The following is a 25,530-nucleotide window of genomic DNA, read 5'->3' as shown; positions in this document are numbered from 1 at the left end:
CGGGTTAGCGCACCGCAAACGGGTTCATTGTGTGTTATCTCAGCACTTATTTGACAAACTGAGACAGGTTGTCTTTATCTACACCAACGTAAGGAATACGAACCACTTTATTTTCGATCTTATATTTGGTGCCATCGGCAGCCGGTTTGCCCGCAGCCAGGTTTTTCGCCAATTCGAAAGTGGCTTTAGCCTGATTGTCGGCATCGTTCAATACTGTCCCCGCCATCGCTCCGGACTTCACCATCGCCAGTGCTTCAGGCAACGCATCCACACCGAAGACCGGAATGCTGGATTTGTTATGTGCCTTCAGCGCTTCTACCGCACCCATCGCCATTGCATCGTTGTTGGCGATAACCACTTCAATTTTGTTGGCGTTAGGGCCAGACAGCCAGGCATCCATCTTGTCTTTCGCCTGTGCGGTGTCCCACATTGCGGTATCCATTTGCAGCTGCTGAGTCTTAATGCCGTCGTCATTCAGTGTTTTCACCACGTAGGTGGTGCGTGCTTCGGCGTCCGGATGGCCTGGTTCGCCTTTCAGCAACACATACTGAATCTGACCATCTTTGTTCAGATCCCAGTTCGGATTCGCTTTCCAGTGCTTCTCAATCAATTGACCCTGGATCACGCCGGATTCTTTAGAGTCGGTTCCCACGTAATACGCTTTGTCATAGCTGTCCAGCGCTTTACGTGAAGGCTCTTTGTTGTAGAACACGATCGGGATATCGTTTGCGCGTGCTTTATCAATAACCACCGGGGCAGCTGCCGGGTCAACCAGGTTGATCGCCAGCGCTTTTACGCCTTTGGCAATCAGCACATCGATCTGGTCGTTCTGTTTGGATTGGTCGTTCTGTGAGTCATTCATCAGCAAAGTGACATCCGGAGAGGCCTTGGCGTCTTTCTCGATTGCCTTGCGAACCACCGACATAAAGTTGTCGTCGTATTTATAAATAGTGACGCCAATACGGGTATCTGCGTGTGCTGCGGCGCCAAACATCATGGCTGCGGCCGTCGCGGCCAGGGTGAAAACCTTCTTATTCATTGTGTGTCTCCGGTTTATGTAGGGTCTTGCTCAGTATTTGGCCAAGGGTCACCGGTGGTGAGTGCACGACCGGGCCTAGGAGTTTCCCTGTCATCCGTGAATCATGTTATTCCTGAAAAATAGGACGCCAGCGTGAGATAAAACAGCAGCGGCAAGTGCCTTTACGCTGGAAAACGCCTAGAGCATAGACGGCGTGATGTTAATAATCTGTGAATTTTCTCACAAATTGAAAACGGTTACACAAGATTAAATGTTCAGAGAGTGACCGTCGCCTCACTTTGCCAAGGGGCAACAGAATGGCGGCGCACCAGGGTAGGCATGAACAAATGACGGGCCTGAGTCTCCAGCTGGCCTGCTGCTCCCTGCAGGGCCAGTTCAGTCGCCAAAGTCGCCATGGTAACAATGGGATAGCGTACCGTGGTGAGTTTCGGGCTGGTATAGCGCGCGATAGGAATGTCATCGAACCCCACCAGCGAGAAATTTTGCGGTACTGTGATACCGTTTTCTTTCAACACCGCCATGGCACCGGCAGCCATGGCGTCATTGTAGGCGAACACGGCGCTCAAGTGCAGGTTACGGCTCAGCAACTCGATCATTGCAGACTCCCCGCCCTGCAAGTCCGGCGAACCATAGGCACGCCAATTGTCTGGCGTCGCGAGGCCGGCAGTGCCCATCGCCTGCGCATAGCCCTGCTGACGTAACGGACCATCTTCAATGGGGTGGTTGGAGCCCAAATAGCCGATACGCTGATGGCCCTGTGATAAAAGCAAACGCATTGCCATCTCTGCGCCGCTGATATTGTCCAGGCCGACGCAGCGATGTTCATAACCCGCAATAATTCTGTTGATCAATACCATACCCGGCACCTGATCAAGAAAGCCGATCAATTCTGCATCACACAGGGTTTTTGCATGAACAATCAATGCATTACACCGCTGCCGGAGCAGTACCTCGATAGCGTGGCGCTCTTTATCCGCCTGATGGTAACTGTTGCCAATCAACAGATATTTATGATGTTGCTGCGCGACAGTGTCTACCGCTTTCACCAATGCGCCGAAGAAGGGATCGGAGACGTCCATCACCACGACTCCGAGGGTATCGCTGCTCTGCGTCGCCAGTGCTTGCGCATTGGCATTGGGCCGATAACCCAGTTCGGCCACCGCTTTGAGCACCTGTTCACGCGTTTCTTTGCTGGTCAGGGCACTGTGGTTGAGCACGCGGGAGACGGTCGCCACGGACACGCCCGCACGCTTCGCCACGTCGCGAATGGTGGTTGGGTGAACAGAGGTCATGAAAGATCCTGAGGTCGGGGTAGTTGACAGTGGCGCTATCCTACCCCGTTTGTCCTCCTCCTCTGCGTGAATTACGTCACAGGAAAGAAAACGTTTACATACATTTTTTTAACCTACCTGCGCCAGATCTCAGTTCAGTACCTTGGCCTCCGTTTTGCCGGCAGCCAGACGAGTCAACTTGCGCCATAGCCACTCAACCGGGCCCTGAGCAAAATAATGCAACCACAAGTTTGAAAACAACAGGTTAGCCAACCAAACTGCGGGAACAAACGCCAATAATTGCAGACGGTCAAATTGCTGATACAAGCCAAAGCGGTAGAACAACGTGGTGCAAATCAGCGTTTGCAGCAGGTAATTGCTCAAGGCCATACGCCCGACCTGCGTCAGCCAATGGCCGATACGTAGGCGCGACAGCGTTGGCCAGAAACCGTAGCACAAGGCCAGATACCCCATGGCCTGCAAGGGGGCGCCCAGTTCACGCGGCACCTGCAATAAAAAACCGCTCCAGCGGTAGTCCCAGTGAAGATGCCATTGCAATGCCACTGCCGGTAATTGAATTAACAATGAAAGCGGTATCAGCCAGGCCGCCTGACGACGATAGTAACCCGGAGAATAAGTCCCACGCAGCCAGCCACTGCGCATCAACCCGGCACCGAACAGCATTAGGCCCGCCAGTTCCCAGCCGTATTGCGCGCCAATCGCCAACAGGCTCGAAGAGAGCAGATCGGTGCGGCTGCGCCAGGCTTCCATTCCCCCCTGCAACTTCCAGAATTTCTCATACTGCAGCTCTGCCACGCCCGGTTGCCAAAAACCGCCCGGTTCACCGTGCGAGATAAAGCCCAGTAGCAGCAGTACCCCTACGCCGATCAGGTACAGCACCACGCCCGTTTTCAGCAGTTGATAGGTTTCTTTGGCATCGCGGATCATCCGCCAGCACACAAGACCAATCAACCCATAGGCCAACAGAATGTCACCGTCCCAGAAGAAGATGGCATGGGCCAAGCCAAAGAGCACCAGCCAAGACAACCGTGCACGTATCCAGCCTTTGCCGCGGCGAAGCAACATCTGCAAACCGGCACCAAATAACAGTGCGAACATCGCCAGAAATTTGGCCTGAGCGAAAATATCCAACAGCGCCCAGGTCCAAGCATCGCGCGACGGCGGCAGCCCCAGGTAGGCAGGGTTAAGATAGGCCGCTTTCGGCAATCCAAAGGCGCTGATGTTCAGCAGCAGAATGCCAAGGATGGCGATACCGCGCACGCAGTCCAGCGTGGCGATGCGCGGCAGCGGTGTTATCGGAGCATTGTTCATTATTTTACCGCTGTATTCCGGTCATTAAAAAAGGCGCCCGCAGGCGCCTGTTCTTGTTCGGTGAACCCACATCACCCCTGATGATGGCGCACCGCGCGCAGGAATTCCTGGCGAGTGTTCTGGCTGGACTTGAATAGCCCACCCAGCGAGGTGGTGGTGGTGGCGCTGGTCGCGTCGCGGATACCGCGCGCCTTAACACAATAATGGACCGCATCGATCGATACCGCCACGTTATTGGTCCCCAGTAAGGTTTGCAAAGCCACCAGGATCTGCTGAGTCAAACGTTCTTGCACCTGCGGTCGCTGGGAGAAGAACTGCACGATACGGTTGATTTTAGACAAACCGATAACGGCATCTTTCGGGATATAGGCCACAGTCGCCTTACCGTCGATCGTCACGAAGTGGTGTTCGCACGTACTGGTCAGGGTGATATCACGCACCGTCACCATTTCATCCACCTTCATCTTGTTTTCGATGACGGTGATTTTCGGGAAGTTGGCGTAGTCCAGGCCGGAGAAAATCTCATCGACATACATTTTGGCGATGCGGTGTGGGGTTTCCGCCAGGCTGTCGTCGGACAGATCGAGATTAAGCAGCTGCATGATTTCCGTCATGTGCTCTTTAATACGACGTTTACGCGTCTCGCGATCCAGCACTTCGCCGCGTAACGGAGTTTCCAGACCGCGCTCTTCGAGCGCTGCATGAACCAATGCAGCTTCTTTACTTAATGATGTCATTTCTTCTCTCCAACGGACTTGAACTCGCTCATCCGGCTGTTTTACCGAGCAGATGAGTGAATTACATACTCTCCTGACGACAGAAGTTTCCGCAGTTAATAACGTGAACCCAGTCAAGATTTTGCCCCCACTCTAGATGAGAGTGAGGGGATTATCCAGTGATTGTGTTTCATCCGCAGGTGAAATATTCGCATTTAGCACAATCAGGCCAGCTGCGGCTATTCCACGTTTTTTGTACGGAATTTAATCATTGCGGCATCGGTTTTCGCGCCAGCTCGCGTGCCGGCGTATTGACCACCAGCAGACCGGCCACGATCAACGCCACGACGGCAATGTATAATGCAGGCTCCAACCTATGGGTCAGTGCGGTTGATAAGGCCGACAGCGTAGGGCCGACTAACTGACCAATCGCGTAACCGGTGGTCAATAAACCCGCCATATACCGTGCATGGTTGGGCGCCAACTCGCGGCCGTGCTGGATAGATAACTGCACCACACTGAGGAAACCACCGCCGGTCAGCAGCGCCCCCAACGCCAGCCCGGCAACCCCCGGCACAATTTCCGCACTTAAAACCCCTAACGCCTGTACCCACAGGGTAATAGCCAAACGCGTCTGGGTCGTCAGCCGGTGTCGAGTCAGAATGCCGAGAATAATCCCCAATACTGCCGCCCCACCGAAGATCGGCCAGACAAATTGCGCAAAGACACTGCCAGGAAAACGTGCGGCCGCCATCTGCGACAGGAAGGTGGCCGGCAGAATATAACCAAAGCCTGCCAAACTGTAGCTCCATACCAGGCGCTTAAGCGCCGGGGTGAGCAACAGCGGCTCTGGGGCAACATTTGGCCGGTGTAACTCGCCGGCCTTCGGCAGGTTAATGCTGATTGCGCCGATCAGCACCAGCGCCAACGTACCGTACACCATCCAGGCTTGTGACGCTGTCAGCGCCATACTGTGAATGCCGACCGCCAACATGCCGCTGATAAAAATCCCGGCCCCTGGGCCAGCAAACACCGCGGCACTGAGTGCCGGCCGGCCATAGTGTGCCAACCGCTCGTTGGTCCAGGCCGCGACCAATACCATCGACCAGCCGCTGGCCCAACCGATGAAAAAGCGCACGGCACCATGCCACCACTCGCCCTGAACCCAGGCGGAAAGCAGCGTCAAGAGCACGGCTCCCCACACGCCCAGCCACAGTCGACGCTCGACATGCCGGCTGGCACGCATAGCGTCGTAAGCACCGCACAGGTACCCCAAATAATTGATGGCTGCCACCAATCCAGCCCCGGTCAGGGTGAACTGGTGTTCGGCAATCATCAGCGGCACCTGCGGGGTGAAGGCAAAACGGCCAATCCCCATGGCGACGATCAACGCAATAAAACCGCTCAGGGCAATTCTTATGGCCATGTAGTGTTATCCAAACTGTTAAAAGAAAGTTGCCAGTATCATGCCGTAGCATTACACTTACAAAAACTGAATAATACTCATCAAGTTCATCACGAAAAGAGAATGCCATGGATCTGACCCAGCTCCGAATGTTCTGCAGCGTTGCCGAAACGGGCTCTGTCGCCCGTGCCGCCGAGCAATTGCACCGCGTGCCGTCGAACCTGACCACACGCCTGCGCCAGCTCGAAGTGGAACTGGGTACCGATCTATTTATCCGCGAAAAACAGCGCCTGCGGCTTTCACCGATGGGCCATAATTTTCTCTGTTACGCCCATCGCATCCTGGCACTGAGCGAAGAGGCCATGAGCATCACTCATGCCGGTGAGCCCGCAGGCAACTTCGCCATTGGTTCAATGGAAAGCACTGCCGCCACCCGTTTGCCCACATTGCTGGCGGCGTATCACCAGCGCTTCTCGCAGGTTTCGCTGTCGCTGAGCACCGGCACTTCCGGCGAAATCACGGAACGTGTGCGTGCCGGCACACTGGCGGCCGCCTTGGTCGACGGGCCGGTCCAGTACGATGAACTCAACGGTTGCATCGCCTTCCCCGAACATATGGTGGTGATCTCCTGTCTCGATCACCTGCCGATCCATAACGCCAAAGACGCCAAGGGTGAAACCTTGTTCGCCTTCCGCGCCAGTTGCTCTTACCGACTGCGGCTGGAATCCTGGTTCAAGCGTGAAGGTGTGCTTCCAGGCCAAGTGATGGAAATACAGTCCTACCACGCGATGTTGGCCTGCGTTGCCAGCGGTGCGGGGTTGGCGATGATCCCGCATTCTGTCCTCAGCCTGCTACCGGGTCATGAACGAGTAAAAGTGCATACCCTGCCGGATGATATCGCCCAAACCGCCACCTGGCTGTTGTGGCGACGCGACGCCTTTGGGCCAAACGTACGCGCCCTGAAAGAATTAATCATTGAACAGGCAGAAACCGCCACGGTTGAAAATACTGCCTACGACTTACCAAATGCTATCGATATAGCCTGATTTAAAAAATAGACCACTGGAGACTATGATGGAAATGATCAAAACCCGTGCCGCCGTTGCCTGGGGCCCGAACCAGCCGCTGAAGATTGAAGAAGTCGATCTGATGCCACCACAAAAAGGCGAAGTGCTGGTGCGGATCGTCGCCACCGGCGTCTGCCACACGGATGCCTACACCCTGTCTGGTGCAGATCCAGAAGGCGTATTCCCGGCGATCCTCGGGCATGAAGGCGGTGGCGTGGTTGAGGCTATCGGTGAAGGCGTCACCAGCGTTGCAGTCGGCGATCATGTGATCCCGCTATACACCCCAGAATGCGGCGAGTGCAAATTCTGTAAATCCGGCAAAACCAACCTGTGCCAGGCGATCCGTGCCACCCAGGGCAAAGGTCTGATGCCGGACGGCACCACCCGCTTCTTCAAAGACGGCAAGCCCATCTTCCACTACATGGGCACTTCAACCTTCTCCGAATACACCGTGGTACCGGAAATTTCACTGGCAAAAATCAGTAAAGAAGCCCCGCTGGAAGAAGTCTGCCTGCTGGGTTGCGGCGTCACCACCGGCATGGGTGCGGTGATCAACACGGCCAAGGTCCAAAAAGGCGATACCGTCGCTATCTTCGGCCTCGGGGGCATTGGTTTGTCGGCCATCATCGGTGCACAGATGGCCGGTGCAGGCCGCATCATCGGCATTGATATCAACACCAGCAAATTCGATTTGGCACGCAAACTGGGCGCGACCGATCTGATCAACCCGAAAGATTACGATAAGCCGATTCAGGATGTGATCGTCGAACTGACCGACGGCGGCGTTGATTTCTCCTTCGAGTGTATCGGTAACGTCAACGTAATGCGCTCGGCGCTGGAATGTTGTCATAAAGGCTGGGGTGAATCCGTCATTATCGGTGTAGCCGGTGCCGGTCAAGAGATCTCTACCCGTCCGTTCCAACTGGTGACCGGCCGTGTGTGGCGTGGCTCCGCCTTTGGTGGCGTGAAGGGCCGTTCGCAACTGCCAGGTATTGTCCAACGCTACCTGGACGGCGAGTTCGCTCTGAACGACTTTATTACGCATACCATGGGACTCGAACAGATTAACGAGGCGTTCGATTTGATGCACGAAGGCAAATCTATCCGTTCCGTTATTCACTTCGATAAAAAATAAGCCAGGAGGCAGAGATGACTTTGTCATTAGAACTTCTCGAAGAGCACCGTATGTTCGGCGGCTGGCAACAGCGCTACCGCCATGCGGCGCAGAGCCTGAATTGCAACATGACTTTCAGCATCTATCTGCCACCACCGCGCGACGATAACCCGCCGCCGGTGCTGTACTGGCTGTCGGGGCTGACCTGCAATGATGAAAACTTCACGTTGAAGGCCGGCGCACAGCGCATCGCTGCTGAACTGGGACTGATACTGGTTATGGCTGATACCAGCCCACGCGGCGAGGATGTCCCCAATGATGAAGGGTACGATCTGGGCCAGGGTGCCGGTTTCTATTTGAATGCCACCCAGGCTCCCTGGGACAAACACTTCCGGATGTACGACTACATTAGCGATGAGTTGCCGGCGTTAATCAATCAGCATTTCAGCGTAAGCGACCGTCAGTCGATTTTCGGTCACTCTATGGGCGGTCACGGTGCATTGATGATGGCATTCCGCAATCCTCAGCGTTTCCGTTCTGTCTCGGCGTTCGCGCCGATCGTGAACCCCTGCCAGGTACCCTGGGGGCGTAAAGCCTTCAGCACCTATTTGGGGGATGACGAAAGTCAGTGGCTGCAATATGACAGTTGTCATCTGCTGGCCAATGGTGCGGAAAAAATGCCGGTGTTGGTGGATCAGGGGGATGACGATCAATTCCTGGCCGATCAACTGCAACCTGCCAAGCTGGCCGAACTGGCACGCCAACGCGACTGGCCGCTGACCTTGCGCATCCAGCCGGGTTACGATCACAGCTATTTTACCATCGCCAGTTTTATTGAAGACCATCTGCGTTTCCACGCCGAGCATCTGTTCCGATAAATAAAGCCAAATAAAGGGGTTTGGCGGCGTATGACTGCCAAATCCCTTACTCAGAACGCGAAGAAACTGTCTCTATACCTTTGTACCAAGGGTAAAAGGCTTGCGCCAGATTGCACACTTTCCAGATGGCGAAATAAGCCAGCACACCGCATTTCGGCTCCGGTAATAGAATATTCAACGGGGGCTGACGACAGGATTTAATCAGAAACCATCAATCAGAAAATCAATGGCGGCCTTAATTTGATTTCTCTGTTCACTCGCATTACCAGCAGTATCCCCAATCTGCGTCCGCCGCACGCTGGCCATTTCATGCGTCATAGCCAAATAACGCGCCCCATTAACCTCAATTTCCGGACACAAACGCGGAGGAATTTTCGTTCTGATTTTGTCCAGAGGGTAGAGAGGAATCACTAATCTTGTCGAAAGGACATCAATAAGATCGCTTTGAACATCCAGTAGATAGGGTAAGCGGAGGCAGGATGCGTATTATGATAAACCGTGAACTGCATAGTCAGAACACCTTGTATTCATCAGAAAGCAAACCATTCTCTTCAGAAATACGGTTGAGCTCTTCCAATGCATGTCGATTTTCCTCACGCCATTGTTGAATTTCAATATCGCGTACCCGAGCATTTAAAGCATCAGCCAATACTGAGGATACATTGACGCCGAGAGCCTTTGCCTTCTGGAAAAGTTCGCGATCAACAGTCACGTTTACCGTTTTTTTTGTCGAGCTATTATTGACTGCAGACATGCTTTCACCCCTGCTTGACGCATGGATTAAATAATCATCAATTATACTCATGAAGCAGGGGTATACCAATCAAACTATGCCGCACTCCGCCCCTGCCTCACAGAAAATCATCCCTTCAATTTCGGATCCAAGGCATCTCGCAGCCCATCCCCCAACAGGTTAAATGCCAATACGGTAATGAATATCGCCAGGCTGGGGAAAATCGCCACGTGTGGTGCAATCACCATATCCGCTCGCGCTTCATTAAGCATCGCCCCCCATTCCGGCGTGGGGGGTTGCGCGCCCAAACCGAGGAATGACAGGCTGGCGGCGGTAATGATGGATGTGCCGATACGCATAGTAAAATAGACCACGATCGACGAAATCGTCCCAGGGAATATATGCCGCATGATAATGGTCCAGTCCGACGCCCCCAGGCTGCGTGCCGACTCGATATAGGTCAGGTGCTTCAACACCAGCGTGTTGCCTCGTACCAGCCGGGCAAATGCCGGGATGCTGAAAATGGCCACCGCAATGATCACATTGGCCATGCCGCTGCCCATTATCGCCACCACACCGATTGCCAGCAAAATGCCGGGGAAGGCAAACAGCACGTCGCAAATACGCATGGTGATGCGATCCCACCAGCCTTCGTAGTAACCCGCCAACAGGCCCAGCAACGTCCCAATCACGCCGCCGACCAGCACCGAAAACACCCCGGCAGCCAGTGAGATACGCGCCCCCATCAGAATGCGGCTAAAAATATCCCGCCCCAGTGAATCCACCCCCAGCCAATGCATTAACGAAGGGCCTTCGTTCAGTCGGTCATAATCAAAGTAGTTTTCCGCATCAAAGGGCACCAGATAGGGCGCCAGCAATGCGGCTACCGCCAATACCACCACCAGCGCCCCGGCCAACAGCGCCACGCGTTGTTGGCGGAAACGCCGCCAGAACTCATGCCATGGCGTACGCACTGCGTGAGAATCCATCGTCGGTAGCGCTTTCAGTACGGCATTACGTCGCCAATGCTTAATCATCCCGCGTCCTCATTTGTAGCGTATCGCCGGGTTAATTGCCGCATACAGCAGGTCCACCAACAAGTTAATCAAAATAAACTCCAACGAAAACAGCAAGACTTCAGCCTGGATCACCGGATAATCACGCATCTCTACCGAGTCGACCAACAGCCTGCCCAGCCCCGGCCAGTTGAACACTTTCTCCACGACGATCGAACCGCCGAGCAAAAAGCCAAACTGTAACCCCATCATGGTGACCACCGGGATCATCGCATTGCGCATCCCATGTTTCACCACCACCATGGTTTCCCGTACCCCCTTGGCCCGCGCAGTGCGCATATAGTCCTCTTGCAGCACTTCCACGAATGAAGCACGGGTAAAACGCGCCATCACCGCCGCTACCGCCGCCCCCAGTGTGATGGAGGGCAGGATATAGTGCCGCCAGCTGTCGGCGCCCACCGTCGGCAGCCAACCCAGGTTGACGGAAAACACCTGCATCAGCAGCATACCAAGTGCAAACGCGGGGAATGAAATCCCAGAAACGGCCAGCGTCATACCGAGGCGATCGGGCCACTTATTGCGCCATACAGCAGACACCATGCCGATCCCCATACCGAAGATCGTCGCCCACAACATGCTGGTCAGAGTCAGCCACAACGTCGGCAGGAAACGCGAGCCGATTTCTTCGCTCACTGGGCGTTTGGATACCATCGAGGTGCCAAAATCCCCCTGCAGCGCATTGACAAAAAAGTGCACAAACTGCTGCGGTAGCGGCTTGTCCAACCCCAAATCCTTACGGACCAGTTGCACCACCGCCTCGTCGGCTTCCGGGCCTGCCGCCAGCCGGGCCGGATCACCAGGCAACATATGGACGAACAGAAACACCAGCACCGCGACAATCAATAACGTCGGGATTAGGCCTAACAGTCGTTTCAGAAAATAATTAAGCATCTCGCGTGAGTCCCCTCACCCCGCCCTCGAAGAGAGCGGGGATGGGTGCCTTATTTAAGGTCGGCATTGTCAAAGTTGAACGAGGTATCCGGCATCACATAGAAACCACTCAACTGCTTGTTATTGGCTGACAACAGGCGTTCTGTCGCCAGGAAGATCCAGGGCGCGTCAGCCCAAATGCGATCCTGCGCATCCTTGTACAGTTTTTGCTTTTCGGTACGATCGGTCGTCGCCAGAGCACTGGTCAGATCCTGATCCACCTGCGGATTGCTGTAAAACGCCGTGTTGAACTGCTTCGGCGGTGCGGCCTGGGTAGAGAACAACGGTGACAGTGCCCAATCTGCCTCACCGGTTGACGCAGACCAGCCGGTATAGAACATCCGTACCCCGGTGTCCTTCACACCAACGCTTTCCACCTGCGCCGCACGCTGGCCGGCATCCATGGCAGTGACCGTCACTTTCACCCCAACCTGCGCCAACTGCTGCTGGGCAAATTGCAGTACTTTTTGCGCAGTACTGTGGTTATGAGAGGACCACAGTGTGGTCGTGAAACCGTTAGGATAACCAGCCTCTTTCAGCAGTTCGCGTGCCTTGGCCGGATCGTACGGCCACGGCTTATAACGGGTAGCAAAATCGATGGCCGGTGGCACCGGCCCTTCTGCCGGTACCGCATAGCCGGAGAACGCCACCTTGATCAACGCATCTTTGTTGATGGCGTAGTTTAGCGCCTGACGGACCTTCAGGTTGTCAAAGGGCTTTTGGGTCACATTCAGGCTGATATAACGCTGCAGAATCGAGGGAGCGGCCACCAGATCAAGCTTGGCATTGCCTTCCAACACCTTGGCTTGCTCATAAGGGATCGGGAAGGCAAAGGTCGCCTCGCCGGTTTGCAACATCGCCGCTCGGGTATTGTTGTCCACTATCGGTCGCCAGGTGATGCTGTCGAGCTTAGGTAGCCCCGGTTTCCAATACCCATCAAACTTTTTCACCTTGACGAAATCGGTTTGGTTCCAGGTCACGAATTGATACGGGCCGGTGCCGACCGGATGGAAACCGATCTCTTTACCGTACTGCTTCAGCGCCGCCGGGGATATGATCACCGCTGCCGGGTGTGCCAGGTTGTTGATAAACGCCGAGAACGGCGCCTTCAGCACAATCTTCACCGTGGTGGCGTCCACCACCTCGGTTTTGTCGATCATCTTGAACAGGTTGTAGCGTTTGAGGTGGTTGTCCGGGTTGCTGGCGCGATCCAGGTTAACCTTCACCGCCTCGGCATTAAACTCGGTACCGTCGTGGAATTTCACCCCCGGGTGAAGCTTGACGGTGTAGGTCAAACCGTCTGGGCTCACCTCGTAGCTATCAGCCAATACGTTCACCAGTTTCATATCCTTATCAAAACCAAACAGGCCCTGATAGAAGGATTTGGCCACCGCCTGTGACAACGTGTCATTGGCATCATAGGGATCAAGCGTGGTGAAGTTGGACGCGACGGCGATCACCGCATCCTTTGCTGCCCAAGCTGGGCCAGCGCCCACCGCCGCCAGCAGCACGACGGCCGCTAATGCCTTACGTTTGAATGTGTGCTTCATGGTGCTTGCTTCTCCTGAGGTCACTAAAAGGCACCGGCGATCGGGTGACGGGCAACAAAGTGCCCGGGGCCAACCTGCACCAGCGGTGCGGTAACGGGTTCATCGCCCAATGCGCGGATCGGGCTGGGGATTTCATCTACCAGCAGAGGCTGGCGTTTGTGATCATGGGTCGGATCGGCCACCGGCACGGCCGCCATCAGCTTGCGCGTATAGGCATGCTGGGGGTTATCAAACACCGCACGACGTGGGCCGATCTCAACGATCTGCCCGAGGAACATCACGGCGACGCGGTGGCTAATACGCTCCACCACAGCCATATCATGGGAGATAAATAAAAAGGCGATGCCAAACTCACGCTGTAAATCGAGCAGCAGGTTGACGATCTGCGCCTGAATCGACACATCGAGAGCCGACACCGACTCGTCGGCGATCACGACTTTAGGATTGAGTGCCAACGCACGTGCAATGCAGATGCGCTGCCGCTGCCCGCCGGAGAATTCATGTGGGTAGCGCCGAGCGTGTTCCGGTTTCAATCCGACACGCTCCAGCAGCCAGGCGACCCTCTCTTGCGCCGCCTTGCCGCGCATCACGTTATGTATCAGCAAGGGTTCCATAATCGAGAAACCGACGGTCAAACGTGGGTCAAGTGAGGCGTAGGGGTCCTGGAAAATAAACTGAATGTCTCGCCGCACATGCTGTAATGCCGACCCTTTCAATTGATTAATCTGACGACCATCAAAAGTAATGGTACCGCGCTGGCTGTCCACCAGCTTCAGCAACGAACGGCCGGTGGTCGATTTTCCGCAACCTGACTCCCCCACCAAACCCAGCGTTTCTCCGGGGTAAAGATCAAAGCTGACATTTTCCACCGCATGTACCTGACGGGTGACACGGTTCAGAATGCCGCTGCGCAGATCAAAGCGAGTAACCAGGTTTTCTACCCGTAGGATCGGCGAGGCGCCTGACGGCACGGTGTCCTGAGGCCCGCCATTGTCCGTACCGTCCGGCAAGGGAAACTTGGCCGGAAAGTCTTGCATCGCCATCGAACCGAGCTTCGGTACCGCGGCCAGCAATGCCTGGGTATACGGCTGTTGCGGGGCGGTGAACACGTCTCTCACTGTGCCTTGTTCGACGCTCTCCCCCTGGCGCATCACCAGTACCCGGTCGGCAATCTCCGCCACTACGCCCATGTCGTGAGTAATGAAAATCACCCCCATCTGCATTTCCTGCTGAAGCACACGGATAAGCTGCAGGATCTGCGCCTGAATGGTCACGTCCAGCGCGGTAGTCGGTTCGTCAGCGATCAATAAAGCAGGTTTGCAAGAGAGCGCCATGGCGATCATCACCCGCTGACGCATACCGCCGGAAAGCTGATGCGGATAGCGCTTGAGCACGTCTTTGGCTTCAGGGATCCGTACCAGGTCGAGCATCTGTAAAGCGGCTTGCTTCGCCGTGCGGTGATCCATTGCCTGATGCAGGCGTAAGGATTCGGCGATCTGCTCACCTACCGGGAAGACCGGATTCAGCGAGGTCATGGGTTCCTGAAAAATCATCGCCATATCGGCACCGCGAACCCTGCGCAGCATGCCCTGAGGCGCCTGGGCCAGATCCAGCACGTCACCGCTACGCCGCCGAAACGGCATGGCACCACTGACGATTTCCCCGCCCCCCTGCTCGACTAAACGCATCAATGCCAGCGAAGTGACGGACTTTCCTGAACCGGACTCGCCCACGATCGCCAGCGTTTCACCGCGATCGACATCAAATGACAGGTTACGCACCGCGTTGACGGTTTCGCTCTGTTGATGAAATTGAATACTCAGATCACGCACCGACAGTACGCGCTGCGGTGGCAGCACTAACCCACTGTCGGCCGCGGGTGGCATTAAGGTCTCAGTCATGCACCCTCCTGGCGATCGATTAGCGATAAATCCCTACCGACGGCGCATCGCCGACATAACCAAAACCGCGGTACATACCTTCACTATTAAAAGGCAGCGCCACGTTACCCTGGCTGTCGATGGCGATCATGCCGCCGCTGCCACCCATCGCCAGCAGCTTTTCCATTACCACCCGGTCGCTGGCCTGTTGCAAGCTGAGACCGGCATACTCCATCAAGGCGGAAACGTCATAGGCCGACACGCCGCGCATGAATATCTCACCCGTGCCGGTACTAGACACCGCCACGGTGGCGTTATTGGCATAGCAACCGGCGCCGATAATGGGCGTATCACCGACCCGACCCGCTTGTTTGTTCGTCATTCCGCCGGTCGAGGTCGCTGCCGCCAGGTTGCCCATGACGTCCAGCGCCACCGCACCCACGGTGCCGAATTTACGATCGGGATCAATCGGCTCACCGGTCTGTGCGGCACCGTCATGATCGAGCAACACGCGCCCCTGCTCCGCCTGAGCACGGTGCAATTGGTCAAAACGCTGTTGGGTAAAGAAGAAGTCGGGGGAGACCATTTCCAGGCCATGGGCGGCGGCGAATTTCTCAGCGCCCTCTGCGGCGAACAAGACGTGTTGGCTGTTTTCCAGTACCGCGCGCGCAGCCAGCACCGGATTGCGTATCCGGCTCACGCACGCCACGGCGCCAGCATCACAGGTTCGGCCATCCATCACACAAGCATCCAATTCATGCGTGCCCTGATGGGTAAACACGGAACCTTTGCCTGCGTTAAACAACGGGCACTCTTCCAGTAACCTTACGGCTTCGGTAACCGCATCCAATGCGCTGCCGCCTCTGGCCAGAATCGCCTGACCCGCGCCAACAATGCTGGATAACGCCAAAATATACTCTTGTTCCTTTTCAACACTCAGCGCCGCACGGGTAATTGCACCCGCACCGCCATGAATAGCAATCACTGGTTTGCTCATTTGCCTGACACCCTGTGTTAATCCCGCACCGTTTCCGGGCTGATAATTATTTATTTTATCTTTTCCCGACTATATTTAGCCCGGCATTCTATGTAAAGCATTAAGTCATGGCTCAGCCTTTAGCGTAGCCCGCTTAGATTATTTCGCACATTGAAATAGCTTAATGGAATAAAAACAGTGGGTTATAACGCACTCAAAACGTCATAAATAACGGCTGGGATTTTTGGTAAAAACACCTGACGGAGGGAGAACTATTATCTAAAGAAATAACCGATATCTCTGAACATTTCGAAACCACAGGTTCAACCTGCTGTTTTTACGCAGGCTGAACGCAGAAAATCAATATTCAGAACCCCGATCCCGGTAACAACAAAAATGCTTCTTCTTCCGGCGTAGAGACACGGCCTAATATCGCATTCCGGTGCGGGTAACGGCCGAAACGGTCGATAATGGCTTTATGCCGCAATTCAAAATCCAACTGATCGCCATTATCAAGTTCTCGGTAAAGCGCCAGCGCTTGCTGATGAATCAGTGCCGACTCCGAATGCATAAAAGGCAAATAGAGAAAACCACGTTGCACCGGGCTGAGCTGTTCACACTGCCCGGTGCGGATCGCCTCTTGCGCTAACACCAATGCCATACAGTCACTGGCAAATGAACGTGGCGTACCCCGGAACAAATTACGGCTGAACTGATCAAGGACAATCACCTCCGCCAGCCGCCCTTCAATGGTTTCTCGCCAGTGAGCCAACTCTCCGGCAGCGGCAGCATGCCAAATTTCGCTAAAACGCGTATGCAGCAGGCGATCAAAATCATCATCCTTTTTGAACCACAATGCCGGTTCGATCTCGTCGAACCAGAAGTCTAATACCTGTGTGTGCATCACTGCCTCCTGTTGTTTATACCCTTCATACTTGAAGCTGCATCTGTGTTAACTGCGAGCATCCCCCCTGTCACTTACTTGAGTAAGCTCCCGGGGATGAATGCTCTTGTCGCCGTGATGCAACTCCAATTATTTTGGGTATACATCAGCATAGCATCCTTCATAATACCCCTACTTTGCCGAAAATTTCGCGCACCCTGATTACGGAGCTCCCCCGATGGATCATTGCCATACTTCCGATCTCATTTCCCTGGAGCAGGCATTAGAGAAGATGCTCAGCCAGCTTTCTCCCCTGCAACAGACCGAATCCATTGCCCTGACCGCCGCTGCGGGCCGCATTACTGCCGCACCGGTGATATCCCCTATTGATGTCCCGCCGTTCGCCAACTCGGCCATGGACGGTTACGCCGTGCGCCTCGCCGACTTGCAGGCCAACACGCCACTGCCTGTGGCCGGAAAAGCCTTTGCCGGTGCGCCATTCAACGGTGAGTGGCCGGCAAATTCCTGCATCCGCATCATGACCGGCGCGCCTATCCCTGCGGGTACAGAAGCCGTGATCATGCAGGAACAAGCAGAGGTGAGTGAGGCTGGCGTACGCTTCACCGTTGAAGTGCAAACCGGGCAAAATATCCGCTTGGCCGGGGAAGACATCCGCCAGGGCGCAGAGGTGTTGCCCGCAGGTGTGAGATTGGGTGCCGCACAGTTGCCCTTGTTGGCTTCGCTCGGCGTCGCCGACGTACAGGTCATGCGTAAATTGAAGGTAGCCGTATTTTCTACCGGTGATGAACTGCAACCGGTCGGCCAGCCCCTGCAGGCCGGTCAAATTTATGATACCAACCGTTTTGCTGTGCGCCTGATGCTGGAACAACTCGGCTGTGAGACGCTGGATCTGGGCATTATCCGTGATGATCAACATGCGTTGCGCGCGGCCTTTGAACAGGCGGACAGTCAGGCAGATGTGGTGATCAGCAGCGGTGGGGTCTCGGTGGGTGAAGCCGACTACACCAAGCAAATGCTCGATGAGTTGGGCGAAGTCAGTTTCTGGAAGCTGGCAATCAAACCGGGTAAACCTTTTGCTTTCGGTAAATTAAAGCATGCTTGGTTCTGTGGCCTGCCGGGCAACCCGGTTTCCGCAGCCCTGACCTTCTACCAACTGGTACAACCGCTCTTGGCGAAACTGGCCGGGCACAGCGACTGGCATCTGCCACCGCGCCTAAAAACCCGCACATTGACGCCATTGAAGAAGGCACCTGGTCGCCTCGATTTCCAGCGCGGCGTGTTTACCAGCAATGCTCAGGGTGAGTTGGAAGTGAGCACTACCGGGCATCAAGGGTCGCACATATTCAGTTCATTCAGTCAGGGTAACTGCTTTATCGTATTGGAGCGCGAACGCGGGTTTGTTGCCGCAGGCGAAATGGTCGAAGTTGAGCCCTTCAACGCCCTGCTGAGGAACTGAGCATGCTGCCGGAATTAACCGATGCCGAAGCGCTTCGCTATAACCGCCAAATTATCCTGCGCGGCTTCGACTTTGACGGCCAGGAAAAACTGAAAGCCGCACGGGTGTTGATTGTCGGCCTCGGCGGGTTGGGCTGCGCCGCCGCCCCCTATCTGGCCGCGGCGGGCGTGGGTCACCTGACGCTGGTTGATTTCGACACCGTTTCGCTCTCCAACCTGCAGCGCCAGGTTCTGCATCGCGACGCGCGCATCGGCATGGCAAAAGTGGAGTCTGCCCGCATCGAATTAAGCGCGATCAATCCCCATGTTCACATTGATACCCTTGATGGCCAACTGAATGACGAACAGATGGCGGCGCAGATTGCCGCCTGCGATCTGGTGCTCGATTGCACAGACAACGTGGCGACGCGCGACCTGCTGAACCGCCTGTGTCACGCACAACGCAAACCCTTGGTATCCGGTGCGGCGATCCGTATGGAGGGGCAGCTCAGTGTCTTCACCTATCAACCTGACGAGCCTTGTTACCGCTGCCTGAGCCGGTTATTCGGTGACAATGCGCTGACCTGCGTTGAAGCCGGGGTAATGGCACCGCTGGTCGGCACGATTGGCACCTTGCAGGCCATGGAGGCCATCAAGCTGCTGGCGCAGTATGGCCAGCCACTCACCGGTAAACTGCTGATGTTTGATGCAATGACCCTGCAGTTCCGCGAAATGAAACTGCCGAAGAACCCGCAGTGTGAGGTGTGTGGCGGGGAATAACAGCAACAAAAAAGGCGGGATTGCTCCCGCCTTAGCGTGTCACTGGTTAGGGGCGCGCCCCTACCGAAGCGTTATACGATACCCTGGCTACGCAGATAGTCTTCGTAGTTGCCGGTAAAGTCGACAACCTTGGTCGGTGTCATTTCCAGTACGCGGGTTGCCAGTGAGCTAACGAACTCACGGTCATGGGAAACGAAGATCAAGGTGCCCTCGTACATTTCCAACGCCATGTTCAGCGACTCGATGGATTCCATGTCCAGGTGGTTGGTTGGTTCATCCATAATCAGGATGTTAGGGCGCTGCATCATCAGCTTGCCGAACAACATGCGGCCCTTCTCCCCCCCCGACAACACCTTCACTTTCTTCTTGATGTCGTCCTGGCTGAACAGCAAACGACCCAGTACGCTACGCACCGCCTGCTCGTCGTCTTTTTCCTGTTTCCACTGGCTCATCCAATCGAATACCGTCAGGGTGTCATCGAACTCGTATTCGTGATCCTGCGCGTAGTAACCAATCTTGGCGTTTTCAGACCATTTCACGCTGCCGCTGTCCGGCTGAGAGTCGCCCACCAGCGTTTTCAGCAAGGTAGACTTACCGATACCGTTCGGGCCCAGCACCGCGACTTTCTCGCCGACTTCAACCATCAGGTTAAACTTGCTGAACAGTGGGCCGTTATCGAAGCCTTTGGTCAGTGCTTCTACTTCCAGCGCGTTACGGAACAGTTTCTTGTCCTGTTCGAAACGAATGAACGGGTTCTGGCGGCTTGAAGCCTTCACTTCTTCCAGCTGGATCTTGTCGATCTGGCGTGCACGCGAAGTTGCCTGCTTGGATTTGGACGCGTTGGCGCTGAAGCGGCTCACGAACGACTGCAGTTCGTTAATCTGTGCCTTCTTCTTCGCATTATCCGCAACCAGACGCTCACGCGCCTGAGTGGCCGCCGTCATGTATTCGTCGTAGTTGCCCGGATAGACACGCAGCTCGCCGTAGTCCAGATCCGCCATGTGAGTACACACCATGTTCAGGAAGTGACGGTCATGCGAGATGATAACCATGGTGCTGTTACGTTCGTTCAGCACCTGCTCCAGCCAACGAATAGTATCGATGTCCAGGTTGTTCGTCGGTTCATCGAGCAGCAGGATTTCTGGATCGGAGAACAACGCCTGTGCCAGCAATACGCGCAGCTTGAAGCCCGGCGCAATTTCGCTCATTGGGCCGTAGTGCTGTTCAACCGGAATACCTACGCCGAGCAGCAGTTCGCCGGCACGCGCTTCAGCGGTGTAACCGTCCATCTCGCCGTAAGCCACTTCCAGATCGGCCACTTTATAGCCGTCTTCTTCGCTCATTTCGGCCATCGCGTAAATGCGGTCGCGCTCTTCCTTCACTGCCCACAGTTCATGGTGGCCCATGATGACAGTGTCCAGCACGCTGTATTGCTCAAAAGCGAACTGATCCTGACGCAGTTTACCCAGGCGTTCGTTCGGGTCGAGGAACACGTTGCCGCCGCTCGGTACCAGATCGCCACCCAGGATTTTCATAAAGGTGGATTTGCCGCAGCCGTTGGCCCCGATCAAACCATAGCGGTTACCGCCACCAAATTTAACAGAGATGTTTTCAAACAGCGGCTTACTGCCAAACTGCATAGTGATGTTGTTAGTGCTTAACACAGCGCTCGCTCTTCATATCATTGGGAATGTGATTTGGCGCGCATTATGCCATAACGGGGATAAGAGATCGCGGGAAGTTTTGGTGACAATTTGAGCAGACAGCAAGCGCAGAAAAACAAAGAGTACCCTGCGGCCAGCCTGGCATCAAAACAGTCAGGTACGTCTTCGTGCCGGCAAACAAGTATAAAGGCTACCTCAGTACGAACGGTCCACGGAAGAATGGCGCTATAGAATAACGAGATGGCACATCGTGCAATGAAAAAAATCCTACGTGGCGAGAGTAATACGTCAGACAGAGATGGCTGAGCGTTGTATCTAATACTGGGGGCAAGTCATATAGAATCAATAAGAGAAGGGAGCCTATTTCCCCTTCCTTCTTTCCTTACCACGCGAATCAAGCGCAGACTCGACTGTTCCATGAATCTCGGTAGATTATGTTTCCATCTGTGCACTTCCATGTGATTGCTTCATAACGCAGCTCTAGAGTTTCCAAGTGAGTGCTGCTCATACCGTTAGGAGCAAGATAAGGAGAAACCGTCGTGACTTTGACATTTTCCAGAATGATATTGAAATATTCAGCTTCGATACCCGATTCCATAATACGATACATCTTGATCGTCGCTTTCTTCATTGGTCGGCCTTCACACACTGCGCGATACAAGAGCGGCGTAGTCTTATCGAATTCTTTCACTATCGTGATCGGATTGTGAACACGCGTTCCAGTAAGCTTTCCCCAGCCAGGATCAACCGGAATAGTGACTGCATGGGAGAATGATTTAAGCTCGATAGAACCTAAACGCATCGGCATCATACAGCTACCGACAATCGGGGAGCCATTTTCGTCTTCAAGCCATAAATGTGCAGGGGTAGACATACAATTTCCTTATCGGTGAGATTTTAAATAAAGCTACTGTTTCTGACCTTACCATTTACAATAGCGTGTAAATATAATAATCATAATTATGGCAAATACTCCTGCCGGCCAGACAGGGCTGTTAGGGAAAAAATAACCTTGAAGCAGTGTGAAAATAAACGTGAGAATGATAGGACCATATAGTGATGATAAAAATCTAAGCTGCCACAGTAGAAATTTCTTTAGCGATTTAAGCATGGTTATCGAACCATTCGAGTAATGATGCTTGCTATGCCTAAATCAGACGCCCATTGTGCTTCAAGCGCACCCGCCCGCTCGAATACCGGTTCAATCAGGAAATACATCATTTCCAGTTGTTGCGTGTAAAGCGCCGAGTAGTAGGCAGGGTATTGGATGTGTAGGCGATAGGCACTATCCGCCGCTTTCTGAATTAAACCATATGTAGCGACTACCCCGGCAGCCGTACCAGCTGCACGTCCCGTAAGGGCGCTGAGTTGTATACGTAGATTCATTCCAATACGGACACTGGTAGCGACCGCTAAAGCATATCCGGCACCGGTAAGAGTGCTGGCGGCGATATGGATATTCACAGCCATTAGAGATTTTTTAATGTACTCTAATTGGTCATTATTTTTGTATTTGAGTATTTTTTCAAAATAAATACGAAGCATGTCATAGACCACATCACCATGCTGAACAATGCGAATAACACCATTTCTGAATCGCAGGTCTTCCGTCTTTTGTCGCTGACAAACATCGTTATATTCATCAGTGAAGCAGGACGTATAATAAAGAAGACGGGTAGTACCTTTCCCTAAGATATCAATTTGATTTGTGATCTGCTGACCTACGGCAGAGACAGCATGATCGAGCTTCAGCGCAAGAATTTTATTAGCCTGTAAATAACTGATAACTTCATTATTGCTATACATAATCGCTCCTTGATCATTTCATTGTCGTGCAATAATACAAATTTACTTATAACACAAATAACCAATAGGGTGAAATTCAATCATCATACTTATAATTTACCAGTCAATTCTGTTTCTTCATCAATATAAGCAGATTCAGAAGGACGTTGTATTAGCTCCATAACCCCCCTTAAATTAAAAAAAAGGAAGCGCCAAGCCCCTATTAGTAGTACAAGTCAAGCTCCCACGTCTAAAAACAGAAACGACGCGTTTATTGGGATATGGCAGATATTTAGCGGTAGAGATGTGAGAATGAAATATTCTAATCCTGTATAAGGTTATATCCCTGTCACTTTGGCTTTCCTAAAACGAAATAACTTTAGTTTATTCTGTTTTAACCACCTGATTACCTTATTTCCCTCTCTAAAATTGGTTTTGTGATTGGACTCTTAAAACCTGCGTTGATTTAGGCTGGTTATGCGTAATAGCTCACTAAATCGATTCATAACCTTTCGCCAATAATCTCGAAAAATAAAAATAAGACACTGACAAATAAATAATTATCACATTCAATACAACTGTAATCAGGTTATCTGAACGCGTATTGCACATGCTTGTACATACAAGTATATGTAAATGTAAGGTTGCAGTTTTGTGATTACGCGAGTGCCGTCAGCGCCGATCGCAGTACCGATTACAGACATGGCGGAAACATGCGGCATTACCAATAAAAATAATGAATAACAAACTCCAAACCTATCACGAGAGATAATGATGAACACTGCAGAAAACGCGTTATCCGAGAATCAAACCGCCGAAAAGAAGGCGGTTAATTATAAAGTCATCTTCGGTGCCAGCCTGGGCAACGGGTTGGAGATCTTCGACTTCACCGTCTACAGCTTCTTTGCCGCTATTATCGGTAAGCTGTATTTCCCTAGCGACAGCGCCTACGGGTCTTTATTAATGTCGGTGGCGGTCTTCGGCGTCGGTTTTATTATGCGTCCGCTGGGCAGCATGGTCTTGGGCGCTTATGCTGACCGCGTCGGGCGCAAGGCGGCCATGTTGATGACCATCGTCCTGATGGGTGTCGGTACCGCTTTGATTGCCTTTGCCCCCACCCATGCGCAGATTGGTGTCTTCGCCCCCATACTGATTGTGGTAGGGCGACTCATTCAGGGCTTTGCTGCCGGTGGTGAAGTCGGTTCGGCCACGACCTTGTTGTTGGAGTCTGCCGGCGCCAATCAGCGCGGTTTCTTTGTCAGTTGGCAGGCGATTAGCCAAGGTATCAGCGCCCTGCTGGGTGCCTCTTTCGGGTTGTTGTTAACCTATTTTCTCTCAGAAGAAGCGCTCTACTCCTGGGGCTGGCGCGTGCCCTTTATTATCGGCCTGCTGATCATTCCTGCCGGTGTGTATATTCGTAAACACCTGGAAGAAACCTACAGTGGGGAAGCGCCAGATAAAAAACACCCCTCGACAAACCCGGTGCTGGATTTGCTGCGTAACCACGTTAAAGACCTGCTGCTGGGCGTGCTGATTATCATGTCCGGCACGGTGATGGTTTATATTGTGCTGCTGTATATGCCAACCTATATGATGCAGACCTATCACATCGCAGGTCCTGTCGCCTACCTGTTCAGCTGTGTCGCTTCCATAGTGCAAATCATCGCCGTGTATTACGCTGGCCGCTATGTGGATCGCGTGCAAAACTACAAAAAACCGCTGACTCTCTCGATTTTTGCCTCATTGGTGCTGATTTACCCGACCTTTTGGTTTTTGGGTTCCGCCGAGTATCTATGGTTAGCCATCGTTATCCGCATCCTGCTGATCGGCGCTCTGGGCATCAACATGTTAACGAGTACCATGCTGATCGTCTCAGCGCTACCGCGCCACGTCCGTGCCACCGGCACCTCGATGATATACGCTTTTGGCGTGACGCTGTTTGGCGGCTCGGCACAGCTTATCGTCACTTGGCTGCTGGATGTGAGCGGCAATCCACTGGCTCCAGCGTGGTACGTCACCGGTATGCTGACGATTAGCCTGATTGCAACCACCCTATTCAGAGAAAGGCACAAAGACTGAGGGGAACGTTCACGACCGGACCCTAGCCATCACACGCTGGCTTTCCGTGGCGCTGGCCTGAATCATCTATTCGGGCTGGTGCAGCGCAGCAACAGTACCGTCGATATCGCTAAGGCAAGCTTTGCTGCAGGCTAAGCAGATTCTGCGGTACCACTCTGATTAATCCTCCCCGGGGGGTGTCAATATCGGCGATCATCGCCATCGATAAAGCCACCATCGCCGGTAGCACCAGCGGGAAAATACTTTTCCCTACCTGGCTCCGAGCGCTGTATCCCACCAACATGCAACAAATCAGCGCAATCACGATCAGCAAGATCCAGGCGGAAACCGGTATACGATTCAACCATGCGGCCTGGGTATAACCCTGCGTATTGATCACATCGTTCATGCCTGACACCGCCAGCGCGACAATGGGTGTCGCCTGCTCTTTTGCCGCCTGCTGGATTTCCGACCACAGCTGCGCCTGTTGCCCATTGGTCTGTTCGGCAAGCGCCGCCAGAGCTTTGACGTCGCGTGTCTGGTAGTAGTCTATTCGCAGCTGGACATAGTGTTTTAGCAAACTGCGGATCTTTTCGCGCCTGTCGCTGGAAACCAAATCGGCCCGCAGAAATTCGGTACCTATGGCGTTGGCTTCCTCTTCTTCATAGTTTTTCCGCTGATCGTATCTGCTGATGGCCATAGAAAAACTAAAACCAATCAGCAACGCCAACAGCGTCAAGGTCGCTCCTTGCACAAGGTTAAAATCATCCAACTCTGCACCATCAAGGCGTTTTTTCCTTCTGAGCAGAAAAATACTTCCCAAAGACCCCAGCGACATCAGGGCAAAAAGCGCTAAAAACAAAAACAGAGGATGCCGGAGAATTTGCTCCATATGCTCGCCTCGTTGCTGAGTTATTGATTCATCAATATTTATTAGT

General features: G+C 53.6%; 22 protein-coding genes and 1 pseudogene. 6 read left to right on the top strand and 17 right to left on the bottom strand.

What is annotated here, in order from left to right; genetic code table 11:
* Window positions 1-46: 46 nt before the first annotated feature.
* The 5 genes from mglB to AC2FCQ_RS22010 form a co-directional block, all read right to left on the bottom strand.
* A complete protein-coding gene (mglB, locus tag AC2FCQ_RS22030) occupies window positions 47-1,039 on the bottom strand; it encodes a galactose/glucose ABC transporter substrate-binding protein MglB (protein ID WP_037420206.1) in 993 nt (330 codons plus the stop codon).
* Between the two features lie 254 nt (window positions 1,040-1,293).
* On the bottom strand, window positions 1,294-2,331 hold the full coding sequence (gene galS / locus AC2FCQ_RS22025) for an HTH-type transcriptional regulator GalS (RefSeq protein WP_209632434.1): 1,038 nt from the start codon (window positions 2,329-2,331) through the stop codon (window positions 1,294-1,296).
* Window positions 2,332-2,460: 129 nt separating this feature from the next.
* Window positions 2,461-3,642, bottom strand: coding sequence for a DUF418 domain-containing protein YeiB (gene yeiB / locus AC2FCQ_RS22020; protein WP_322740299.1), 1,182 nt, complete (start codon window positions 3,640-3,642; stop codon window positions 2,461-2,463).
* A gap of 71 nt (window positions 3,643-3,713) precedes the next feature.
* Window positions 3,714-4,379 carry a GTP cyclohydrolase I FolE gene (gene folE / locus AC2FCQ_RS22015; RefSeq protein ID WP_004942347.1) on the bottom strand — a complete coding sequence of 222 codons (666 nt, stop codon included), beginning with the start codon at window positions 4,377-4,379 and terminating at the stop codon, window positions 3,714-3,716.
* A gap of 247 nt (window positions 4,380-4,626) precedes the next feature.
* A complete protein-coding gene (locus tag AC2FCQ_RS22010) occupies window positions 4,627-5,784 on the bottom strand; it encodes a YbfB/YjiJ family MFS transporter (RefSeq protein ID WP_265557142.1) in 1,158 nt (385 codons plus the stop codon).
* 107 nt (window positions 5,785-5,891) lie between these two features.
* Between AC2FCQ_RS22010 and ptrR the strand changes: the two genes are divergently transcribed.
* The 3 genes from ptrR to fghA are packed head-to-tail and all read left to right on the top strand — an operon-like array spanning window position 5,892 to window position 8,822.
* Window positions 5,892-6,809, top strand: a complete 918-nt coding sequence (ptrR, locus tag AC2FCQ_RS22005; RefSeq protein WP_209632432.1) for a putrescine utilization regulator PtrR — start codon at window positions 5,892-5,894, stop codon at window positions 6,807-6,809.
* 28 nt (window positions 6,810-6,837) lie between these two features.
* Complete coding sequence (locus AC2FCQ_RS22000; RefSeq protein WP_490308980.1) at window positions 6,838-7,965, top strand: S-(hydroxymethyl)glutathione dehydrogenase/class III alcohol dehydrogenase; 1,128 nt, start codon at window positions 6,838-6,840, stop codon at window positions 7,963-7,965.
* A gap of 14 nt (window positions 7,966-7,979) precedes the next feature.
* A complete protein-coding gene (gene fghA, locus AC2FCQ_RS21995; RefSeq protein WP_209632431.1) occupies window positions 7,980-8,822 on the top strand; it encodes an S-formylglutathione hydrolase in 843 nt (280 codons plus the stop codon).
* Between the two features lie 201 nt (window positions 8,823-9,023).
* On the opposite strand, the pseudogene AC2FCQ_RS21990 reads toward fghA, so the two are convergent.
* The 8 genes and pseudogenes from AC2FCQ_RS21990 to AC2FCQ_RS21955 all read right to left on the bottom strand — a co-directional run bounded on the left by AC2FCQ_RS21990 (window position 9,024) and on the right by AC2FCQ_RS21955 (window position 16,871).
* A pseudogene (locus AC2FCQ_RS21990) lies at window positions 9,024-9,331 on the bottom strand (CcdB family protein).
* 2 nt (window positions 9,332-9,333) lie between these two features.
* Window positions 9,334-9,576: a type II toxin-antitoxin system CcdA family antitoxin gene (locus AC2FCQ_RS21985; RefSeq protein ID WP_209632430.1), complete on the bottom strand. Its 243-nt coding sequence runs from the start codon at window positions 9,574-9,576 to the stop codon at window positions 9,334-9,336.
* Between the two features lie 107 nt (window positions 9,577-9,683).
* A complete protein-coding gene (gene gsiD / locus AC2FCQ_RS21980; RefSeq protein WP_209632429.1) occupies window positions 9,684-10,592 on the bottom strand; it encodes a glutathione ABC transporter permease GsiD in 909 nt (302 codons plus the stop codon).
* 9 nt (window positions 10,593-10,601) lie between these two features.
* A complete protein-coding gene (gene gsiC / locus AC2FCQ_RS21975) occupies window positions 10,602-11,522 on the bottom strand; it encodes a glutathione ABC transporter permease GsiC (protein WP_209632428.1) in 921 nt (306 codons plus the stop codon).
* Window positions 11,523-11,572: 50 nt separating this feature from the next.
* Window positions 11,573-13,111, bottom strand: coding sequence for a glutathione ABC transporter substrate-binding protein GsiB (gene gsiB / locus AC2FCQ_RS21970; protein ID WP_490308981.1), 1,539 nt, complete (start codon window positions 13,109-13,111; stop codon window positions 11,573-11,575).
* A gap of 23 nt (window positions 13,112-13,134) precedes the next feature.
* The gene (locus AC2FCQ_RS21965) at window positions 13,135-15,012 is read right to left on the bottom strand and encodes a dipeptide ABC transporter ATP-binding protein (RefSeq protein WP_404760016.1); all 1,878 of its coding nucleotides are present in this window, start codon (window positions 15,010-15,012) and stop codon (window positions 13,135-13,137) included.
* Window positions 15,013-15,031: 19 nt separating this feature from the next.
* A complete protein-coding gene (locus AC2FCQ_RS21960; RefSeq protein ID WP_209632425.1) occupies window positions 15,032-15,988 on the bottom strand; it encodes an isoaspartyl peptidase/L-asparaginase family protein in 957 nt (318 codons plus the stop codon).
* A 346-nt stretch (window positions 15,989-16,334) separates the two neighbouring features.
* The gene (locus tag AC2FCQ_RS21955; protein ID WP_209632424.1) at window positions 16,335-16,871 is read right to left on the bottom strand and encodes a DUF924 family protein; all 537 of its coding nucleotides are present in this window, start codon (window positions 16,869-16,871) and stop codon (window positions 16,335-16,337) included.
* A 217-nt stretch (window positions 16,872-17,088) separates the two neighbouring features.
* Between AC2FCQ_RS21955 and moeA the strand changes: the two genes are divergently transcribed.
* Window positions 17,089-18,327: a molybdopterin molybdotransferase MoeA gene (gene moeA, locus AC2FCQ_RS21950; protein ID WP_490308982.1), complete on the top strand. Its 1,239-nt coding sequence runs from the start codon at window positions 17,089-17,091 to the stop codon at window positions 18,325-18,327.
* A gap of 2 nt (window positions 18,328-18,329) precedes the next feature.
* Window positions 18,330-19,085 carry a molybdopterin-synthase adenylyltransferase MoeB gene (gene moeB, locus AC2FCQ_RS21945; protein ID WP_265557148.1) on the top strand — a complete coding sequence of 252 codons (756 nt, stop codon included), beginning with the start codon at window positions 18,330-18,332 and terminating at the stop codon, window positions 19,083-19,085.
* A gap of 71 nt (window positions 19,086-19,156) precedes the next feature.
* Here the strand turns inward: moeB and AC2FCQ_RS21940 are convergent, their stop codons facing one another.
* From AC2FCQ_RS21940 to AC2FCQ_RS21930, 3 genes are all read right to left on the bottom strand, one after another.
* Entirely contained in the window at window positions 19,157-20,749 is a 1,593-nt protein-coding gene (locus AC2FCQ_RS21940) for an ABC-F family ATPase (protein WP_209632421.1), read from the bottom strand.
* Window positions 20,750-21,143: 394 nt separating this feature from the next.
* Window positions 21,144-21,623, bottom strand: coding sequence for an Hcp family type VI secretion system effector (locus tag AC2FCQ_RS21935; protein WP_209632419.1), 480 nt, complete (start codon window positions 21,621-21,623; stop codon window positions 21,144-21,146).
* Window positions 21,624-21,862: 239 nt separating this feature from the next.
* Window positions 21,863-22,555: a hypothetical protein gene (locus AC2FCQ_RS21930; RefSeq protein WP_209632418.1), complete on the bottom strand. Its 693-nt coding sequence runs from the start codon at window positions 22,553-22,555 to the stop codon at window positions 21,863-21,865.
* A gap of 750 nt (window positions 22,556-23,305) precedes the next feature.
* On the opposite strand from AC2FCQ_RS21930, the gene AC2FCQ_RS21925 reads away from it, so the two are divergent.
* Window positions 23,306-24,613 (top strand): MFS transporter, encoded by a 1,308-nt coding sequence (locus AC2FCQ_RS21925; protein WP_490308984.1) that lies wholly within the window; start codon window positions 23,306-23,308, stop codon window positions 24,611-24,613.
* A 109-nt stretch (window positions 24,614-24,722) separates the two neighbouring features.
* Here AC2FCQ_RS21925 and AC2FCQ_RS21920 read toward each other — a convergent pair whose 3' ends face one another.
* On the bottom strand, window positions 24,723-25,484 hold the full coding sequence (locus tag AC2FCQ_RS21920) for a bestrophin-like domain (protein WP_209632416.1): 762 nt from the start codon (window positions 25,482-25,484) through the stop codon (window positions 24,723-24,725).
* Window positions 25,485-25,530: the final 46 nt, after the last annotated feature.

It is taken from the genome of Serratia sp. CoH_134_PS_4, from assembly GCF_058190535.1.
The sequence above is the reverse complement of the archived record's forward strand: the minus strand, read 5'-3'. Positions and strand labels throughout refer to the sequence as shown.

What these genes read in the sequence shown, in the direction of transcription:
- mglB (WP_037420206.1), bottom strand. Translation starts at nt 1,039, where the DNA reads ATGAATAAGAAGGTTTTCACCCTGGCCGCGACGGCCGCAGCCATGATG.
- galS (WP_209632434.1), bottom strand. Translation starts at nt 2,331, where the DNA reads ATGACCTCTGTTCACCCAACCACCATTCGCGACGTGGCGAAGCGTGCG.
- yeiB (WP_322740299.1), bottom strand. Translation starts at nt 3,642, where the DNA reads ATGAACAATGCTCCGATAACACCGCTGCCGCGCATCGCCACGCTGGAC.
- folE (WP_004942347.1), bottom strand. Translation starts at nt 4,379, where the DNA reads ATGACATCATTAAGTAAAGAAGCTGCATTGGTTCATGCAGCGCTCGAA.
- AC2FCQ_RS22010 (WP_265557142.1), bottom strand. Translation starts at nt 5,784, where the DNA reads ATGGCCATAAGAATTGCCCTGAGCGGTTTTATTGCGTTGATCGTCGCC.
- ptrR (WP_209632432.1), top strand. Translation starts at nt 5,892, where the DNA reads ATGGATCTGACCCAGCTCCGAATGTTCTGCAGCGTTGCCGAAACGGGC.
- AC2FCQ_RS22000 (WP_490308980.1), top strand. Translation starts at nt 6,838, where the DNA reads ATGGAAATGATCAAAACCCGTGCCGCCGTTGCCTGGGGCCCGAACCAG.
- fghA (WP_209632431.1), top strand. Translation starts at nt 7,980, where the DNA reads ATGACTTTGTCATTAGAACTTCTCGAAGAGCACCGTATGTTCGGCGGC.
- AC2FCQ_RS21985 (WP_209632430.1), bottom strand. Translation starts at nt 9,576, where the DNA reads ATGTCTGCAGTCAATAATAGCTCGACAAAAAAAACGGTAAACGTGACT.
- gsiD (WP_209632429.1), bottom strand. Translation starts at nt 10,592, where the DNA reads ATGATTAAGCATTGGCGACGTAATGCCGTACTGAAAGCGCTACCGACG.
- gsiC (WP_209632428.1), bottom strand. Translation starts at nt 11,522, where the DNA reads ATGCTTAATTATTTTCTGAAACGACTGTTAGGCCTAATCCCGACGTTA.
- gsiB (WP_490308981.1), bottom strand. Translation starts at nt 13,111, where the DNA reads ATGAAGCACACATTCAAACGTAAGGCATTAGCGGCCGTCGTGCTGCTG.
- AC2FCQ_RS21965 (WP_404760016.1), bottom strand. Translation starts at nt 15,012, where the DNA reads ATGACTGAGACCTTAATGCCACCCGCGGCCGACAGTGGGTTAGTGCTG.
- AC2FCQ_RS21960 (WP_209632425.1), bottom strand. Translation starts at nt 15,988, where the DNA reads ATGAGCAAACCAGTGATTGCTATTCATGGCGGTGCGGGTGCAATTACC.
- AC2FCQ_RS21955 (WP_209632424.1), bottom strand. Translation starts at nt 16,871, where the DNA reads ATGCACACACAGGTATTAGACTTCTGGTTCGACGAGATCGAACCGGCA.
- moeA (WP_490308982.1), top strand. Translation starts at nt 17,089, where the DNA reads ATGGATCATTGCCATACTTCCGATCTCATTTCCCTGGAGCAGGCATTA.
- moeB (WP_265557148.1), top strand. Translation starts at nt 18,330, where the DNA reads ATGCTGCCGGAATTAACCGATGCCGAAGCGCTTCGCTATAACCGCCAA.
- AC2FCQ_RS21935 (WP_209632419.1), bottom strand. Translation starts at nt 21,623, where the DNA reads ATGTCTACCCCTGCACATTTATGGCTTGAAGACGAAAATGGCTCCCCG.
- AC2FCQ_RS21930 (WP_209632418.1), bottom strand. Translation starts at nt 22,555, where the DNA reads ATGTATAGCAATAATGAAGTTATCAGTTATTTACAGGCTAATAAAATT.
- AC2FCQ_RS21925 (WP_490308984.1), top strand. Translation starts at nt 23,306, where the DNA reads ATGATGAACACTGCAGAAAACGCGTTATCCGAGAATCAAACCGCCGAA.
- AC2FCQ_RS21920 (WP_209632416.1), bottom strand. Translation starts at nt 25,484, where the DNA reads ATGGAGCAAATTCTCCGGCATCCTCTGTTTTTGTTTTTAGCGCTTTTT.